The organism is Paenibacillus solani, assembly GCF_001277345.1.
Taxonomy (GTDB): domain Bacteria; phylum Bacillota; class Bacilli; order Paenibacillales; family Paenibacillaceae; genus Paenibacillus_AQ; species Paenibacillus_AQ solani.
This window is the reverse complement of record NZ_LIUT01000001.1, coordinates 68,691-85,361: the sequence shown is the minus strand read 5'-3', so window position 1 is coordinate 85,361 and position 16,671 is coordinate 68,691. Positions and strand designations below refer to the sequence as shown.

Sequence of the window (16,671 nt, the reverse complement as noted above, 5' to 3'; positions counted from 1 at the left end):
GGAATCCGGCTTCTTCTTACAGTCGTCCTGCTGCCTGAACTTAGATCAGCAGATTGAACAGGTTCATATTCTTGTTAAGCTCCGTATAATCCAATCCCTTGCGCTGCATCCGTTCAATCAATGGACCGTAATCCTCTGGCCGCAGCAGCTCAATACCTACAAGCGCAGGCCCGTCTTCCTTGTTGTGCTTCTTTGTGTATTCGAAGCGCGCGATATCGTCATCGGGACCCAGCACATCCTCCAGAAACTCGCGGAGTGCACCTGCGCGCTGCGGGAAGTTAATCATGAAGTAATGCTTCAGGCCTTCATAAATCAAGGAACGCTCCTTGATTTCCTGCATCCGGTCGATATCGTTATTGCCGCCGCTAATAATGCATACGACGGTTTTGCCGCGGATCTGATCCCGGTTCATATCAAGCGCAGCCACAGCTAGCGATCCCGCAGGCTCGACCACGATGGCATTCTCGTTATACAGCTCCAGGATGGTTGTACAAGCTTTGCCTTCCGGAACCATAACAATGTCATCCAGGAGGTCATTGCAAATATCATAAGTCAGCTCCCCGACCCGTTTAACGGCCGCACCATCAACGAACTTGTCGATTTCGTGCATGGTGACAACCTGGCCCTGTTTCTTCGATTCGATCATGGATGCCGCGCCGAGCGGTTCAACGCCGATGACTTGCGTCGTAGGGCTGACCGTTTTGACATAGGTGGCCACGCCTGCCGCCAGACCGCCGCCGCCAATCGTTACAAACATATAATCAGCCGGCGAATCCAGGTCCTCCATAACCTCCATCCCGATGGTACCGTTGCCTGCGATAATCTTCGCTTCATCGAACGGGTGAATAAAGGTCATGCCGTACTCATCGCAAGCCTTGATCGCTTCAGCATAAGCATCGTCGAAGGTGTCGCCTGTCAGAATGACTTCCACAAATCCCCCTCCAAAACGCTTCACCTGCTTGACCTTCTGATTCGGGGTCGTGCTTGGCATAAATATCTTGCCTTTAATATTCAGTGCATTACAGGAGAAAGCCACCCCTTGCGCATGGTTTCCCGCACTCGCGCACACAATTCCTTCGTTCCGCTGCTCTTCCGACAAGCTGCGGATCATATTGTAAGCCCCACGGATCTTGAAGGAGCGAACCACCTGCAAATCCTCGCGCTTCAGATATACTTCGCAGTCGTACTTCGCCGACAGCACCGCATCCCGCTGCAGCGGTGTCCGTACGATCACTTCGCGAAGCACATGGTGTGCACGTACAATGTCCTCCATGCTGACTGCCCGTTTTGTCGTATACGTATCTTCCATTCTCTTAGATCACACTCCCACTTCGCTGCCAGGTAAACGTTGATCTGAACGCCACCCTCATTCACGTATTTCTATCATTGTAACACTTTTCATGAAATTATCCCGCCCTTTTCTGACATCCTTTCGGAAAAAGAGCGCATTTTACAGCAAGTATAATCCGGACACTCAGCTGTCATTTCTCATAGTCAGGGAGGATCGAAGCTCCCTATAAAAAGTCTTGACTTCCCTCTAACACTTTATTAATTTAATTGTATAAAGCGTGAAAGTTAACCTATATTTTGGGAGGGATTTTTGGATGAAGAAGAAGGTATTGTACGGGTTATTGGCAGGTACGCTCACACTGGGGATTGGTACAGGCGCTATGGCATCGTCCGCTTTGGAGCCTATCACGGCCTATTTGAACAGCAAGATTTCCCTGAAGTTAAACGGTACCGTGGTAACACCGAAAGACGCAAACGGCAAAACCGTACTGCCGATCACCTATAACGGTACGACGTACTTGCCTGTACGAGCTGTAGGCGATCTGATGGATATTGACATTCGCTATGATACCGCAACTTCTTCCGTACTGATTGGCAGCAAGAACGGATCCTCCACCGAGACCGCTAGTCCCTTATCATTAAGCTCTCTCGGAGCCTCCGTGTTGGGGACATCAGCCTGGCATACCAAAGATTCCAGCGATACAGTTTATAAAGGCAAAGATTATAAAGACGTTTATTTACATACCGATTCGGCCAAACAAGGCAACAGCTTCCAGATCATGACGGGTAAAAAATATGCCAAACTGCATCTTGAGCTGGCCGTGGTTGGCGGTAAGCAAGAAATCGTAATCATGGACCACGACAACTCAACGCTCAAAAAAGTATCCCTGGCCGCTGAAGATGGTCTGGTCGGCGTAGACGTAGATGTATCGGCTGCCGATTTTATATTTGTGGAGATCGTTGATGAAGGTCCGGGCACTTCCCTGTTTGTTCCTCTGACCAGTTCCTATTTTACGAAATAATGCATTCATCTCTCGGTTGAAATGGGTAGATTTGGCAAGACATCGTATTCGAACTGCTCGCTTAGAGCGTGGGATAGTACATACAAAGCAACACAAAGAGCCGGGGCAGAGGAACCCCGGCTTTCGTCTGGAAACGTATCTGATCTCGTGCTATCCGATCTCCATGCTCCCCGTATTTCCATTACAGCTTGATCGTCGATTGCGCCATACCAAGACATGTCAGTGTGATGTATCTTCAGTCAATATTATTGAAACTTCTCCTTAAACCAGGCTGCAGCCATCTCAACCTCTGTACGGCTAAGCTGATGCCCTCCATTCTCCCAATGCAGCTTCACGTCCGCGCCTGCACCACTCAGCAGCTCGTTCAGATCCTCGCTCTCCTGTGGAGGACACATCGGATCACGTTTGCCGGCCGCGATAAAAACAGGTATACCCGCCAAATCCGGCAATGCCTTATCCCGCAGCGGAACCATCGGATGGTGGAGAATAGCTCCATGCAAGGCATCTCCTTCGTGAAACAGCAGGCTGGCAGCGATGTTAGCCCCGTTCGAATAACCAACCGCTACAATGCGACTCCGGTCAAAGCCGTACTCAGCAGCTGCCCAGTCCAAAAATTCATTCAGCTCCCGCGTGCGTTTCACGAGATCCTCTACATCAAATACACCTTCAGCCAGCCGGCGGAAAAATCTCGGCATGCCGTTCTCCAGGACGTTACCGCGAACCCCGAGCACATTCGACGCTGGTGATAAGATGTCGGCCAGCGGCAGCAGATCCTGCTCATTCCCTCCTGTACCGTGCAATAATAACAAAGTGGGTGCCTCAGGGGATGTTCCCTGGCGGTAAATATGCTTATGTTCCATAATGCTATCAATCTCCTTTCGCTGCTATCTTCTATCGACGTATCCTGCGTCGTACCAACCCTAGATTGCCCGAATCATTCCTAATCCATAGACTGAATAAGGATAAAAAATTATCTTAAATTTAAGATTCTTTAATCAAATAATACCACGGATTTCAAAAAAAGCAACAGTTGTCCGTCCTTCTCGAAAGACCGCCCGTCTAACCAACATAAAAGAGAGGAAGCCTCCAGTAATGGAAGACTTCCTCTCTTATTGTGTTCTCTATATGATTCCGTGCGTGTTCCCCCGTAACATCCTCCATTATATCAAAAGATGTTTGCAATGTCAGTGGATATTTTGGCATTTCTCACAATTTATTTGTGATTTCATTAGCTTTTATTCCAGTTGACTGGTTATAACTTCATATAATTAGAAAAACTGTAATCGTTTAGTGAGCGCTCCCCTTGGAACTGCAAAGGCCTGTGCCCGCTTGAAATTCACGGGAGCTCCTCTCACGATTGTGAGTGCCTTATAATATTCGATAAAAGGGAAGCCATACGTTTCCCCGCGTGCGTACGCATACACATTCATGGCCCGCACCCAGCTTTCATAAGCTTCGTCCGGAATATCGATAAATACCTCGGGATGAAAGTCATAGGGATCCTCCCAATTGTCCGCATAGTATAAATGCTGGGCATAGTGGGCCGGAAGCTCTCGCTCAATCGTCTTAAGTCCCGCGTAGAACCTTGCATCCTCCACGATATAATGCGTATTGGAATGATCCTTATGAATGCTTTCTTTCCAATGCGTGATGATGATATCCGGCTTCACTTCCCGTATAACGTCAGCTACCTGATACTTTACTTCCTCATCCAGCGGGAGCTCGGCATCCTTATACGCCAGGAATCGAACGTCTGCACCTACGATGTCGGCAAATTGATGCGCTTCATCAAACTTTTGCTTTGCGTACTCCTCCGGCGTCAGACGGGGATGTCCCTTCTCGCCTGGCGTTAAATGAAGAAACGTCGCTTTGTGGCCGGCCTGCGTATATTTTGCAATAACAGCTCCGGCCGTCAGATCCATATCGCCCGCATGACCGCCGATCGCCAAAATATGATGCTGCTGTGCTTCCGTCAATTCAATCTCTCCTTTTTGATCAGTCGTAGATTCTATCTATTGAATCGGCTTGCTCATAATATCGAATCGGCGTGTAATGTGAAAGCCTGCCTTTTGGTATAGATGTCCTGCAGCGTTATGCTCGCCGGTCCACAGGAACCAGGCATCGTGCAATCCCTGCGCCCGCATCAGGGCAAGGCAATCGTATAAGAGGATTTTACCCAGGCCCTTCCCTTGTATCAACGGATCTACACCAAACGGCCCGAAGCGTTCAGCCACACCCTCATATGCGTTATGCAGGCAGAAGCCTACCAGCTTCCCTTGATCCCGTGCAATCAGAATCTGATCAATTCCTAACCGCTGCAGCAATCCTTCGCGAATCGCCCGCCCCCAATCGGGATTAAATACGTCCGTCGCAAAAGCGATCAGCTCCACCAAATCGCTGTCCTGAGCTAGTTTAAAAGTATATCCTTCTTGCTCACGCTTTTGCTTCAGCTCCATCACTTCAGGCGGTGTATGAAAGTCGACCAGAGAACGATCCATAGCCACTGCCGTATAATTGCGCCCAAATCCGCTGCCCTTCAACCACGCCAAGCCCTCCGGATAACGCTCGCCATCAATTCCCGGAACGATATAGTTCGGAGCATACGATGAGAAAAAGACCTTGCTTCGTCCATGCTGGCGAAGAAATTCCTCGCCCTCCTGCAGCAGCCGCGACGCCACGCCCTGTCTTCGGACCGCCGGATCGGTATAAAAGAAAGGAATCCAGCCATGATCCTGCTCCAGCTCGGTTCCGATCATCGGCAATCTCCGGCGTACCGCATACAGAACGCCTATGATACGGTCTTCCTGCTCGGCGATCCGCAATCCTTGCGGGTCAAAGTTCGGGTCCAGCAGCACTAAATTGCGAAAACGCAGCCGCGTGATCAGATCCCATGACAGGCAGACATTCCACAGGTCGATGATGCCGTCCTCGTCTCCAGGCCGATATGGTCGGTAGGTTATGCTTGTCATCGTATATTCCTCCTTATACTGATAACTTAATGATCAGAGACTACCGATTGCTCCCTCTCGTTTTAACTTGATACCGCTCCTGTCAAAGCGTTATGGACCTGGGCGCGCAGCTGTGCAACACTGCTGCACCGTCCTCCGTACACACGGTTTGTCAACAGCACGACTGCAAGCTCATGCTCAGGATCAATCCACATGCTGGTTCCGGTAAACCCCGTATGTCCATAGCAGAGAGGACTCATCCAATCACCGGAAGCATCCATCTGATCCCCTTTCAGTACCCATCCCAAACCTCGGTTAGTGCCATGGACATGCCCGGTATGGGTTCGAATGGCAGCTGCAGCAGCTGCCCGAGAGAAGATCCGCGCTTCGCCTTCTTCCGCCTCCGTCTTCTGCATGAGGGGCACCGCCCCTGCCGTCTCCATCTTCAGCATGACGGGCACCGCCCCTTGTGCCAGCCACATTCGAGCGTACTTCAGCAGGTCGCCTGCGGTGGTAAATAATCCGGCATGGCCGCATACACCGCCCAAGGCCCGGGCCTTCTCATCATGCACAATTCCCCATAAATGCTCTTGCAACGCATCGTCATATTCTGTTGCGGCATAACGCCCTGTCAGCTCCAGCGAAGGGGTAAGTGTCGAATGATGCATGCCGAGCGGGTCCCATACCCGTTGTTTCACTGCCTCATCTAAAGACATATCGAGCATCTTCTCTATGATGCAGCCGAGTGTCAAATAGCCCAAATCACTATAAATCACCTCGGTATTCGGCGTCGCCGCAAGCGGCGCCGTAAGAACAGCCTCCCACATCTGCTCCCTGCTCCAGCCCGAGGAGTGCAGATTCAGATCCGCTTGGAGTCCAGACGTATGCGTCAGCAGCTGACCTACTGTAATCTCCATCTTGCCCTCCCCTTGAAAAGAGGGAAGAATATCGCTCACCTTGGTGCTCAAGGTCAAGCATGCCTCATCAAGTAGCTGCAGCATTAACGGCAGTGTCACTACCACCTTTGTTAGAGAGGCAGCATCATATAATGTATCCTCGCTGGCAAATACGGGCTCTCCCTGTGACGGCTTGGGATGAGCATAACCCGAGGCATACACCCATTCTCTGCCCTCATGCAGAACACCCAGTACCGCGCCTGGCATTGTACCTGCAGCGATCTCCCGTTCAATTGCAGCACAAGCTGCCCTCACTCCTCTGATTCCCATTCGAAGCTGATCTGCACCAGTATCCGGAAGACTCTCCAACGCTTTTCCCTCCTTTGCTATACATTCTTGAGTTGGATCTCTGAAAAACAGACGCAATACGCGCCATTCGCATCAATGATAACCTCTACATTGTAAACGCTTACCTTAACTATTATATGATTTGTAAAATTTAGTTTCAATAATTAATACGAACTATAAAATTAAATTTCAGTCCATTAAGCATAAGTTACCTTTTATTTATATTTCTGTATTGACATTTGAATTCGCTTCCATTTACAATAATGTTTAATTAATCCACTGTTTAATTTGAGGGCTATGCATTCCATAACCGTGCATAAGGTTTGGAACAACCCCGGTTTCTCTTTATGAGATTCCGGGGTTTTTTGTTGTCTGATTTCGTATAGGAGGTGATGCGTAAAACACCGGTTAAGGCTCATTGAGCCAGTCAATCAATATGTATTACATAGGAGGAAAACGATGAAAAAAATGTACAAATTATCAGCCGCTCTCGCCCTTAGCTTGTCCTTGGTCCTGGGCTCGCTGGGTCCAGCCCATGCAGCCCCGGACACCTCGGTATCCAACAAGCAGAATTTCAGCACGGACGTCATTTATCAAATTTTTACGGACCGTTTCTCTGATGGCAATCCTTCCAACAACCCGACCGGCTCTGCCTTTGACGGCACCTGCACCAACCTGAGACTGTACTGCGGCGGTGACTGGCAAGGAATCATTAACAAAATCAACGACGGCTATTTAACCGGCATGGGCATAACCGCCATCTGGATCTCACAGCCGGTGGAGAACATCTACAGCGTCATCAATTATTCCGGTGTAAACAACACCGCATATCACGGCTATTGGGCCAGAGACTTTAAGAAAACAAATCCGGCTTACGGTACGATTGCCGATTTCCAGAATCTTATCGCTGCTGCCCACGCTAAGAATATTAAAGTCATCATCGATTTCGCACCAAATCACACGTCTCCCGCTTCTTCGGATCAGCCGTCGTTTGCGGAGAACGGCAAGCTGTATAACAACGGCACCCTGCTGGGCGGATACACGAACGATACACAGAATTTGTTCCATCATAACGGGGGTACCGATTTTTCGACGACAGAGAACGGGATTTACAAAAATCTGTATGACCTCGCCGACCTGAACCACAACAACAGCACCGTGGACACCTATCTGAAGGATGCCATTAAAATGTGGCTCGATCTGGGCATTGACGGTATTCGGATGGACGCGGTCAAACATATGCCGTTCGGCTGGCAGAAGAGCTTCATGGCTACCGTCAACAATTACAAGCCGGTCTTCACCTTTGGTGAATGGTTCCTTGGCGTAAACGAGGTGAGTGCCGAGAATCATAAGTTCGCCAATGAATCCGGCATGAGCCTGCTGGATTTCCGTTTCGCTCAGAAGGTTCGCCAGGTATTCAGGGATAACACCGACAATATGTACGGACTAAAGTCCATGCTGGAAGGCTCTGCGGCCGATTACGCGCAGGTGGAGGACCAGGTTACGTTCATTGATAACCATGACATGGAACGTTTCCACAACAGCAGCGCGAACCAGCGGAAGCTGGAACAGGCGCTCGCCTTCACGCTCACTTCCCGTGGCGTGCCAGCCATCTATTACGGAACCGAACAGTATATGTCCGGCGGGAACGATCCCGACAACCGTGCCCGGATTCCTTCTTTCTCAACCACGACCACTGCATACCAGGTAATTCAAAAGCTGGCGCCGCTGCGCAAATCCAACCCGGCCATTGCGTATGGAACGACACAGGAGCGCTGGATCAACAACGATGTGTTGATCTATGAACGCAAATTCGGCAGCAACGTGGCCGTGATTGCCGTCAACCGCAACGTGAACACACCAGCAAATATCACGGGATTAGTAACATCATTGCCAACCGGCAGCTATACTGATGTGCTCGGCGGCCTGCTTAACGGCAACAGTCTGACGGTCGGCTCCGGCGGAGCCGCTTCCAACTTCACACTGGCAGCCGGCGGTACGGCCGTATGGCAATACACCACCGCCGTCACATCGCCAACCATCGGGCATGTAGGACCGATGATGGCCAAACCGGGCGCAACCATTACGATTGACGGCCGCGGCTTCGGCTCAAGCAAAGGAACAGTATACTTCGGTACGACAGCCGTAACAGGCGCCAACATTACGTCTTGGGAAGACACACAGATCAAAGTGAAAATCCCTGCCGTTGCCGGAGGCGTATACAACATTAAAATCACGAACAGTGCAGGTGCCTCAAGCAATGTACATGACAACTTCGAAGTGCTGACCGGGGATCAAGTCAGCGTGCGCTTTGTGGTGAACAATGCCGCCACTGCGCTCGGTCAGAACGTTTACTTGGCGGGCAGCGTCAGCGAGCTTGGCAACTGGGAACCGACCAAAGCGATTGGTCCAATGTACAACCAAGTCGTCTACCAATACCCAACCTGGTACTATGACGTCAGCGTTCCTGCAGGCAAAACCATTGAATTTAAATTCCTGAAAAAACAAGGCGCAACGGTCACGTGGGAAGGCGGATCAAACCACACCTTCACCGCACCAACGAGCGGCACAGCCACCATTAACGTGAACTGGCAGCCGTAGGCTGACACATAACGTATAATGGCAGCGGCAATCCGGAGGCAGCATGTTATCTCATTTAACCTAAGGCTAGCATCTATAATGCGACGCCTTCTACCTCATCGAACGTAAGATTAACAGCCATACGTAAGACGCATGCTACTTCATTGAGCGTGAGCCACCAGCTCCGGGACAATTCCCGGAGCTGGTTTTATTCGTGCGGTTTAGTGCCGTTAATGACTCAGTATAAGCAGCAGTCTTTTTTATACATCGGGTGTACAGCTCCCGATGCACACGCGATGCCTGGTTCGGGGCATGCTTGGATGGCTATGTGCCGCACGAGTACCCAACATTCCCTGCACTACATGAAGCGATTCCCAAAGGGAGAGCGATCCGGCAGGCAGCAACTCAATAAGCGCACTAGACAGCACAACAATTCCGTACTAAATCCTGCGCTCCCGAGCAGGCAGCAACTCAACAAGCGCACACGGCAGCTCACAGCCTCGCTCTAAATCCAGCGCTCCCAAGCAGCACTCCCACCAGCAAAAAAGCCGATGAAGATGTCAGCCTTCATCAGCTTTTCTCCATCCCCCCACACCCCAGCATAAATGGATGCGCGCTTTGCACTTCGCGAGTAGCGCTTAACGAATAGCACGCAGCAGCGAAAGAGGACGAATCGATTCCGGAAAAACGATAGTGGTCGCCTTTGCCCCCGATTTTCTACCGCAGATTAATAATCCCAAGAAAATCGGGGGCAACAGCGATTGGAAGAACGATACGTACTCGCAGCGTCTGGCTTCAACGAAGAATGCGGAGTGCTGCCTAACCATCACACCATGCACATACTCGCAGCGTCGCATTATACGAAAACAACTTCATTCNACAGGTATGTCCCCCCCCCCCCCGAGATAGCATGCAAACATGCAAAAAGACACAGCTAGCTGTTACCGGCTGTGCCTCTTCGCTGTTCTCTTTATCTATGTGTGTCATTGAATGAATCGTACATTTAGCTGCCCACCATTGATTACCCTTTGCTGGCACCTGCCGTCATGCCATCGACCAGCAAACGCTGCAAGAAGACAAACAACAGAGTGATCGGCAGTGCGATCAGCACGGATGCCGCCGCGAACAACGTAAAGTTGCTGTCCTGTGTGGAGTTGACGAGATCCCATAAGCCAACGGCGAGCGTCCAGTTTTCTTTTGTCCGCAGCACCAGTCTGGCAAAGATAAAGTCGACCCAAGGACCAACGAACAACGTCAAGCCCATATACGTGATCATTGGCTTCGACAACGGAAGAATGATTTTGCGGAAAATCTGGAAGTTCGTGGCTCCGTCAATCTTCGCCGCCTCATCAAGGCTTCGCGGTATCGTATCGAGAAATCCCTTCATGATCAAGGTTCCGCCGAGCGGCGCCCCTGCTGCATACACGATAATCATCGCTGCATGTGTGTTCAGCAGATCCAGGGAGTTCAGCAGGATATACAGGGCGATCATACTCATGAAGCCTGGGAACATTCCCAGTACGAGAATGACCGACAACGCATTCTGCCGACCTTTGAACCGGAACCGGGATACCGCATAACTTGTCAACAGGACAAGAATGGTCCCGATAATCATGGAGAATACGGCAATCTTTAACGTATTCATATACCATGTGCCAAACAAGAAGCTTTGGGATGTAAACAGCTCTTTATAGTGACTGAGCGTGAATGATTCTGGAATCAAGGTCTTGCTGTAGAGCGACTTTCCGGGACGGAAAGAGGCCAGAACAATCCAGAGCGCCGGGTAAATACAGCCGATCGCGATGATGACAAGCATGATGTAACTTGCCGTCAGGCGAATCGCATTTCTCATTTTAATTCCCATTATTGGATCATATCCTCCTCTTTAAAGGATCTGGTTCTGCGGTAATTGTAAATCGAGAAGGTTGCAATAATCATAAAGATGATAATACCGATGGCCGATGCCATGCTGTATCGCTGCTGATCAAGCGTCAGCTTATAGAGCCAGGTTACCAGCAGGTCCGTCGCTCCTGCATATTGATAATCACCCACAACCGGGTTACCGTTGGTCAGGAGGAAGATCAAGTTGAAGTTATTGATATTACCGGCAAATTGCGTGATCAGCACTGGTGCCGTTGAGAACATAATCATAGGCAGAGTAATAATCTTGAACTTCTGGAAGCCAGAAGCTCCATCCACATCCGCCGCTTCATAAAGGTCCTTCGGAATCGTCGTCAGGACGCTCATCACGAGGAGCATGGATACAGGGATACCCACCCACATATTAACGATGATAACCGTAACTTTAGCCCAGATTGGATCAGTCAGCCACGGGAGGCCTTCCAGTCCAAAATATCTTAAATATTGGTTGATCGGTCCGAATTGTCCGTTAAACATATTCCGCATAACGAGCAAGGATATGAGCTGCGGAATCGCATAGGGAACAATCAGAATGACACGCCATACGCCTTTGAAGCGGATCCCTTTTTGTTGAATAAGCAGTGCAACGAGCACCCCGCCAAAATATGTCGTAACCGTAGCGAGCACTGCCCAGATGATCGTCCAGGTCAGAACGCCAAAGAAGGTGTGGCTCCACGATTTCAATGCTACGAGATTGTTGAAGGTTTTGAAACCAACCCAGTCCACCAGGTTCGCCGGCGGCAAGTTGTTTGGAGCGGAATAGTTCGTGAACGCCAGCATGATCATGAAGATAATCGGCATGACGGTGAAGAACAGAATACCGATCGCCGGCAGCGTCAGGAAAGATTGCGCGAATTTCCATTCAAACATATAGTAAAGGGTCTGTCTAAAGTTGTTAGGCGTTAGGCCCTGTTCCCTTTGTTTTCCAGCGTTATAAGCGTTTTTGATATTGGCATAGTATCCGATAAGAAAAAGCGCCAGCATAATCAAGGTAATAAGCCCTTCAATCAGCAGATTGATGGAGTGGTCACCTGCAACCATTTGTGTTAATCCGTTGACTTTCTCTAAATGGCTTCCCTGTTCTCCCAGTGTTACCATACCCCAGATGGCATCACCCAGGTTATTAATGAAGTAATATAAACTGGATACACCTACGATAAGTAAAATAATGCCTTTGATCCATTGCCGATTGTAAAGCTGACCCAGACCCATACAGATGGCTGATAATACGGCCGCTGTCATTCGATGTTGGCGCATGCTCCCTCCATTCCCCTCTCCATATAATCGAGGAATCACCCGCCGATTGTTCGGCGGGTGAACTTCTTCATCTTTCTCGTATTATATAAGAACGTTATTACTCACTAGCTCCACCGCTGTTAAGATCTTGCACTTGGTTTACGGCTTTATCCAGCGTTTCTTTTACGTCTTTGTTGTTATCCCAGATTTCTGCCAGCGCAGCACCTACAGGAGACCATACGTTAGCCATTTCAGGAACGGATGGCATTGGTTGGGACGACTTAAACTGCTCCGTAAAGGCTGATACATACTCGTCGTTCTTGATTTGCGGGTCTTCTTGAGCCTCATTGTTGGTTGGAACCGATCCTACCAGTGCGCTCAATTGCAGCTGAGCTTCCTTGCTTGTTGCAAAGTCAGCGAACAAACGAGCAGCTTGCGGATATTTCGTGAATGAGCTTACATACCAAGCTTTGATACCCGAGAAGGATACAGCAGGCTGACCGCCGATGGATGGGATTGGGGCAACGCCAAGCTTGTCGCCAAGCGCTTCCTTGTATCCGCCCAGTTCCCAAGGTCCGTTAATATCCATTGCCAGGTCACCGGATGTGAACAATCCGCGTTTGATATCCGGTGTAATGTCTCCGGATTTAACCGGCAGGATTTCTTTCAGGCTTGCATATACTTCCATGCTCTTCACTGCACCATCATTGTTAAGGCCAATATCGTTAACATCTGCGCCATCGTTGCCGAAGATGTATCCGCCGTTAGAAGCAAGGAACGGATAAGCGAAGTACAGGTTGCCGGTTTCAAACATGAAGCCGTATTTATTCTTGGATTTGTCTGTGAAGGTCTTGCTGAATTCGATAACTTCTTCCATCGTGGTCGGAACTTCCTTCACCAGATCCTTGTTGTAGTACATCAGGTAAGTTTCCGCAGCGCGCGGGTATCCGTACAGAACACCGTCATAGCTTACGCCCTTGATGGCTGCTTCCGTATTGTTGCTCTTAGTTTTCTCTTCAAAAAAGTCGTTTGGCAGAACCAGGTTTGTCGCTACTGCTTTACCCAGGTTATCGTGAGGGAACAGTACAACATCAGCAGCCAATCCGGATGGTCCGTCTTGAGCGAGCTTGGTTACTTGATCCGTTGGGGACAATTCCTCGATGGTCACTTCAACACCATATTTTTCGGTGAATTCTTTCGCGACAGCATCGGTATAGGCTCTTTCGTCTCTGCTTTCCCATACGACCAATTTCGCGCCTTCTTCTGGTGTAAGCTCCTTCACTTCTGTATTCTCGGCTGGTGCTTCCTGTGCCGGAGGATTCTCAGCAGGTGCCTCTGTAGCGGGAGCCGCTGTTTTTCCTCCACACGCTGTAACGGAGAACGCCAACGTGAAGGTTGCAGCAAGCGTAAGTAGTTTCTTCATCTTCATTCCATGATTACCCCTCTCAAATAAATGATCAGAAATACCGGGAATCTGCGCAAACGATTTCAGAAAATTTTCAGCGTCTCTTTTTCTATGTAGCATCTAGGGAGATACTCAGGAAAAATCCTGGTGAGAAAGCGCTTCATCCATTGAAATCATAATACAACATATCATATTGAATGTAAAAACGTTTGCACAGATCATATCTACCTGTTTTTAGCATATAATCCCTTAATAGCTTCACTATTCACTGTATTTCATAAGATATCATAATTATATTCAGGTACAATCTGTGCAATACAGTCATTTTAGTCTCAAAATAGGGCTGGAATGGTATCAAAATGCTCTGTTGTTGCACAAACGTTTGCACTTAAACGGATACTGCTTAGTTACACTGATGAAAGTCCCTTTCGGTCATCATTGGATTTCCCCTTGAAATGGCCTAGGTCCGTCCCCCGTCAAAAATGAATATGGGCATTTACCCGCAATCAAGGATCCATGACATAACAAACGAACCCTGGTGACAAAGCACCAGGGTTAACGAAAACTGTTAGCCTGCTAAATTTTAATGTGGAGAGGCTACAACCAATCTCTTTTTTCAACAAATCTTTGTCCGAGCAACAAATCTTTGTCCGAGCAACAAATACAAGATACCTGTCAGCAGTACAATGGACCACAAGCTATACGGCTCAACTCTTGGCGCATAGATTGTTGCTTGCGGCATCATGACATAGTAGGGAATCGTGAATGGAAGCCAGGCTCCGATCGCAGAATGAAAACCTGTCAGCACAATATTCGGCACAACATATCCGAGGGACATCGCCAGGGAGGCTCCAAAGTTCCGTACTCTTATTGAAACGATAAGCTGTAATGCAGCGAGAGGCAGAACGCCGATCCATCCTCCGATAATTGAATAGAGTAATGTCTCCCATGGAATGTCACCAGGCGCTTCAACTAGATATCCCGTTGCCACATAACCGAGCAAAAAAACGACCTGTACAAGCCCCAAAATCCCAATTAGCATAATGTATTTCGCATAGAAGATCCTATTGCGGGAAACCGGCATACTCATGGCTATCTTCCAGCCCCCATCCCGATGCTCATATAAGCATAATAAGGAGGCTACAATCGCGCTGTACAAAGGATAGAAAAACATAGAGTGTAAATTAACGCTGTGGATATAGAGTGTCAACCAGCTCGGTGAAAAAAAATCCTTTAAGCTCTCAAGCTGCATCGCTCCCATCGCTGAGTTAATCAGCGTGTCCAATACGATGAGCACCGTGATTACACTCCATTGAAGCTTGATTCCTTCGGCACGTATCAGCATTCTCATAATGGCGGCACCCCCTATTCAAATTCTCTTCTGGCAAACAGGAGAGCTCCCAGCACCGACAGCATGATCCCTACTCCAAGGGAGATTCCGATCCACTGCATATGGCCAGGGATAAGCGGACTGGATAGTGCTGGATACGACCAGGGGAGGATTTGAATGATAAAAGAGTTGCTGCGCGCTAAAAACAAGCTGGTAATGGATCCGAATATCCCTAGAGCCAGTGGTAATGCCTGGTTGGAAAACACCGTGGACAACCAGAGCTGAATAGCCATCATCGGCAATGTCGATAAGCAGGCGAACAGAGGCTGCAGCACCATAATTCCCCAAGGTATCGGTTCATTTGAGTACAGAACCCAAATCAGGCACATCCCCATGATCGTAATCAGTGCGGCACATATCTGCAGTACAAGGATCCATAAAAGTTTAGCTAGATACACAGAGCCTTTGGGAACAGGCATTGCAAGCAGCTGTTTCCATGCCTTGGTTTCATGCTCGGTACCGGCCATAATGCTGGCAAGAAGCGTAATCCCCAGTAAAAAAACAAAAGACAAAAACATGTACATGACCGCAAAGCCAGCATAAATTCCCCCTGGACCTTGACGAAAATAAAGATACCACTCCAGTGCCGTCATGCTGATCAGGATTATGCCCTGGATCACAGGCATCCACCGGCATAATAGCTTAAGCTTTAATCCCTCTGCACGCATCAGTTCCAGCATCATAAGCTGTTCTCCTGACCGGTTAATTCCAGGAAAATATCCTCAAGGGTTTTCTTCTTCTCCGTTACACGGTAGATATCATATTGATGGTTGACAAGAAAGCGAATCATTTCCGCTGATTGCGGCCTGTCAATCATGGAGGTTCGGATCTGGCCTGTTGTTATTTCCGGCACCGCATCCCATCCATGGTCATTAAGAGCCTCCGCTGCTTCCTGAGGCTGATCCATCTCTACCCATACATAAGGCTTGCTGCGATCAGTTAATTCCTGCAGCGGTCCTTGGAAGATCAATTCCCCCTGATTAATTATCCCTACCCACGTTGCAACCTGCTCGATTTCGCTCAACAAATGGCTTGAAATCAGAACGGTGATATCAAAATCGCGGGGAAGTCGTGTAATCAACTCTCGAATTTCCTGAATTCCCGATGGGTCAAGTCCGTTTGTGGGCTCATCCAGAATCAATAATTTGGGGTTTGTAATAAGTGCCATCGCGATCCCAAGCCGCTGCTTCATGCCAAGAGAATAACTTTTGACCGGCCGATGAGCTGCCTGGCTCAGTCTCACCCATTCCAGTACCTCCTGAATCCTGGATTCTTGTATTCCATGGATCAACGCCATGATCTTCAGATTCTTATATCCTGATAGATGAGCATAGTATGAAGGGGATTCTACAAGAGAACCGACATCCTTTAAAATGTCCATTCGGTGCTTGTTCAGATCCTTCCCAAGGATACGAATCTCACCGGATGACGAACGGATTAGTCCCAGGAGCATCCGAATTGTTGTTGTTTTACCAGCCCCATTGGGCCCCAGAAATCCATAGATCTTCCGCTTGGGGACCTTCAAATTAATCTGCTTAACCGTTTCTCGCTTTCCGAACCGCCGGGTCAGCTCATGTGTATCGATTGCATAATCATCCATCTCTAATTCCTCCTGCTTGGCATTGCTAACACTTCA

At 49.0% G+C, this 16,671-nt stretch carries 14 protein-coding genes; 2 read left to right on the top strand and 12 right to left on the bottom strand.

The window, feature by feature from the left end; all coding sequences use genetic code 11:
• Nucleotides 1-40: 40 nt before the first annotated feature.
• Nucleotides 41-1,309, bottom strand: coding sequence for a threonine ammonia-lyase IlvA (gene ilvA, locus AM231_RS00405; protein ID WP_054400820.1), 1,269 nt, complete (start codon nt 1,307-1,309; stop codon nt 41-43).
• A 295-nt stretch (nt 1,310-1,604) separates the two neighbouring features.
• Here ilvA and AM231_RS00400 point away from each other — a divergent pair, with 295 nt between their 5' ends.
• Nucleotides 1,605-2,312, top strand: coding sequence for a hypothetical protein (locus tag AM231_RS00400; RefSeq protein WP_054400819.1), 708 nt, complete (start codon nt 1,605-1,607; stop codon nt 2,310-2,312).
• Between the two features lie 245 nt (nt 2,313-2,557).
• On the opposite strand, the gene AM231_RS00395 is transcribed toward AM231_RS00400, so the two are convergent.
• From AM231_RS00395 to AM231_RS00380, 4 genes are all read right to left on the bottom strand, one after another.
• Complete coding sequence (locus AM231_RS00395; RefSeq protein WP_054400818.1) at nt 2,558-3,172, bottom strand: alpha/beta hydrolase; 615 nt, start codon at nt 3,170-3,172, stop codon at nt 2,558-2,560.
• 408 nt (nt 3,173-3,580) lie between these two features.
• Nucleotides 3,581-4,288: a PIG-L deacetylase family protein gene (locus AM231_RS00390; RefSeq protein ID WP_054400817.1), complete on the bottom strand. Its 708-nt coding sequence runs from the start codon at nt 4,286-4,288 to the stop codon at nt 3,581-3,583.
• A gap of 36 nt (nt 4,289-4,324) precedes the next feature.
• Nucleotides 4,325-5,281 carry a GNAT family N-acetyltransferase gene (locus AM231_RS00385; protein ID WP_054400816.1) on the bottom strand — a complete coding sequence of 319 codons (957 nt, stop codon included), beginning with the start codon at nt 5,279-5,281 and terminating at the stop codon, nt 4,325-4,327.
• A gap of 62 nt (nt 5,282-5,343) precedes the next feature.
• Nucleotides 5,344-6,486, bottom strand: a complete 1,143-nt coding sequence (locus AM231_RS00380; RefSeq protein WP_054403498.1) for a serine hydrolase domain-containing protein — start codon at nt 6,484-6,486, stop codon at nt 5,344-5,346.
• Nucleotides 6,487-6,963: 477 nt separating this feature from the next.
• Here AM231_RS00380 and AM231_RS00375 point away from each other — a divergent pair, with 477 nt between their 5' ends.
• A complete protein-coding gene (locus AM231_RS00375; protein WP_054400815.1) occupies nt 6,964-9,105 on the top strand; it encodes an alpha-amylase family glycosyl hydrolase in 2,142 nt (713 codons plus the stop codon).
• 484 nt (nt 9,106-9,589) lie between these two features.
• Here the strand turns inward: AM231_RS00375 and AM231_RS29370 are convergent, their stop codons facing one another.
• The 7 genes from AM231_RS29370 to AM231_RS00345 form a co-directional block, all read right to left on the bottom strand.
• Nucleotides 9,590-9,736, bottom strand: a complete 147-nt coding sequence (locus AM231_RS29370) for a hypothetical protein (RefSeq protein WP_207383516.1) — start codon at nt 9,734-9,736, stop codon at nt 9,590-9,592.
• 369 nt (nt 9,737-10,105) lie between these two features.
• The gene (locus AM231_RS00370; RefSeq protein ID WP_053489902.1) at nt 10,106-10,948 is read right to left on the bottom strand and encodes a sugar ABC transporter permease; all 843 of its coding nucleotides are present in this window, start codon (nt 10,946-10,948) and stop codon (nt 10,106-10,108) included.
• Nucleotides 10,948-12,261, bottom strand: a complete 1,314-nt coding sequence (locus AM231_RS00365; protein WP_054400814.1) for a sugar ABC transporter permease — start codon at nt 12,259-12,261, stop codon at nt 10,948-10,950. Before AM231_RS00365 ends, AM231_RS00370 begins: the two co-directional genes overlap by 1 nt.
• Before the next feature lie 97 nt (nt 12,262-12,358).
• On the bottom strand, nt 12,359-13,669 hold the full coding sequence (locus AM231_RS00360) for a sugar ABC transporter substrate-binding protein (protein WP_054400813.1): 1,311 nt from the start codon (nt 13,667-13,669) through the stop codon (nt 12,359-12,361).
• 592 nt (nt 13,670-14,261) lie between these two features.
• Nucleotides 14,262-14,996, bottom strand: a complete 735-nt coding sequence (locus tag AM231_RS00355) for an ABC transporter permease (RefSeq protein ID WP_054400812.1) — start codon at nt 14,994-14,996, stop codon at nt 14,262-14,264.
• A gap of 14 nt (nt 14,997-15,010) precedes the next feature.
• Complete coding sequence (locus AM231_RS00350) at nt 15,011-15,718, bottom strand: ABC transporter permease (protein ID WP_054400811.1); 708 nt, start codon at nt 15,716-15,718, stop codon at nt 15,011-15,013.
• Nucleotides 15,715-16,635, bottom strand: a complete 921-nt coding sequence (locus AM231_RS00345) for an ABC transporter ATP-binding protein (protein ID WP_054400810.1) — start codon at nt 16,633-16,635, stop codon at nt 15,715-15,717. Before AM231_RS00345 ends, AM231_RS00350 begins: the two co-directional genes overlap by 4 nt.
• Nucleotides 16,636-16,671 lie beyond the last annotated feature (36 nt).

What these genes read in the sequence shown, in the direction of transcription:
- ilvA (WP_054400820.1), bottom strand. Translation starts at nt 1,309, where the DNA reads ATGGAAGATACGTATACGACAAAACGGGCAGTCAGCATGGAGGACATT.
- AM231_RS00400 (WP_054400819.1), top strand. Translation starts at nt 1,605, where the DNA reads ATGAAGAAGAAGGTATTGTACGGGTTATTGGCAGGTACGCTCACACTG.
- AM231_RS00395 (WP_054400818.1), bottom strand. Translation starts at nt 3,172, where the DNA reads ATGGAACATAAGCATATTTACCGCCAGGGAACATCCCCTGAGGCACCC.
- AM231_RS00385 (WP_054400816.1), bottom strand. Translation starts at nt 5,281, where the DNA reads ATGACAAGCATAACCTACCGACCATATCGGCCTGGAGACGAGGACGGC.
- AM231_RS00380 (WP_054403498.1), bottom strand. Translation starts at nt 6,486, where the DNA reads ATGGGAATCAGAGGAGTGAGGGCAGCTTGTGCTGCAATTGAACGGGAG.
- AM231_RS00375 (WP_054400815.1), top strand. Translation starts at nt 6,964, where the DNA reads ATGAAAAAAATGTACAAATTATCAGCCGCTCTCGCCCTTAGCTTGTCC.
- AM231_RS00370 (WP_053489902.1), bottom strand. Translation starts at nt 10,948, where the DNA reads ATGGGAATTAAAATGAGAAATGCGATTCGCCTGACGGCAAGTTACATC.
- AM231_RS00365 (WP_054400814.1), bottom strand. Translation starts at nt 12,261, where the DNA reads ATGCGCCAACATCGAATGACAGCGGCCGTATTATCAGCCATCTGTATG.
- AM231_RS00360 (WP_054400813.1), bottom strand. Translation starts at nt 13,669, where the DNA reads ATGAAGATGAAGAAACTACTTACGCTTGCTGCAACCTTCACGTTGGCG.
- AM231_RS00355 (WP_054400812.1), bottom strand. Translation starts at nt 14,996, where the DNA reads ATGAGAATGCTGATACGTGCCGAAGGAATCAAGCTTCAATGGAGTGTA.
- AM231_RS00350 (WP_054400811.1), bottom strand. Translation starts at nt 15,718, where the DNA reads ATGATGCTGGAACTGATGCGTGCAGAGGGATTAAAGCTTAAGCTATTA.
- AM231_RS00345 (WP_054400810.1), bottom strand. Translation starts at nt 16,635, where the DNA reads ATGGATGATTATGCAATCGATACACATGAGCTGACCCGGCGGTTCGGA.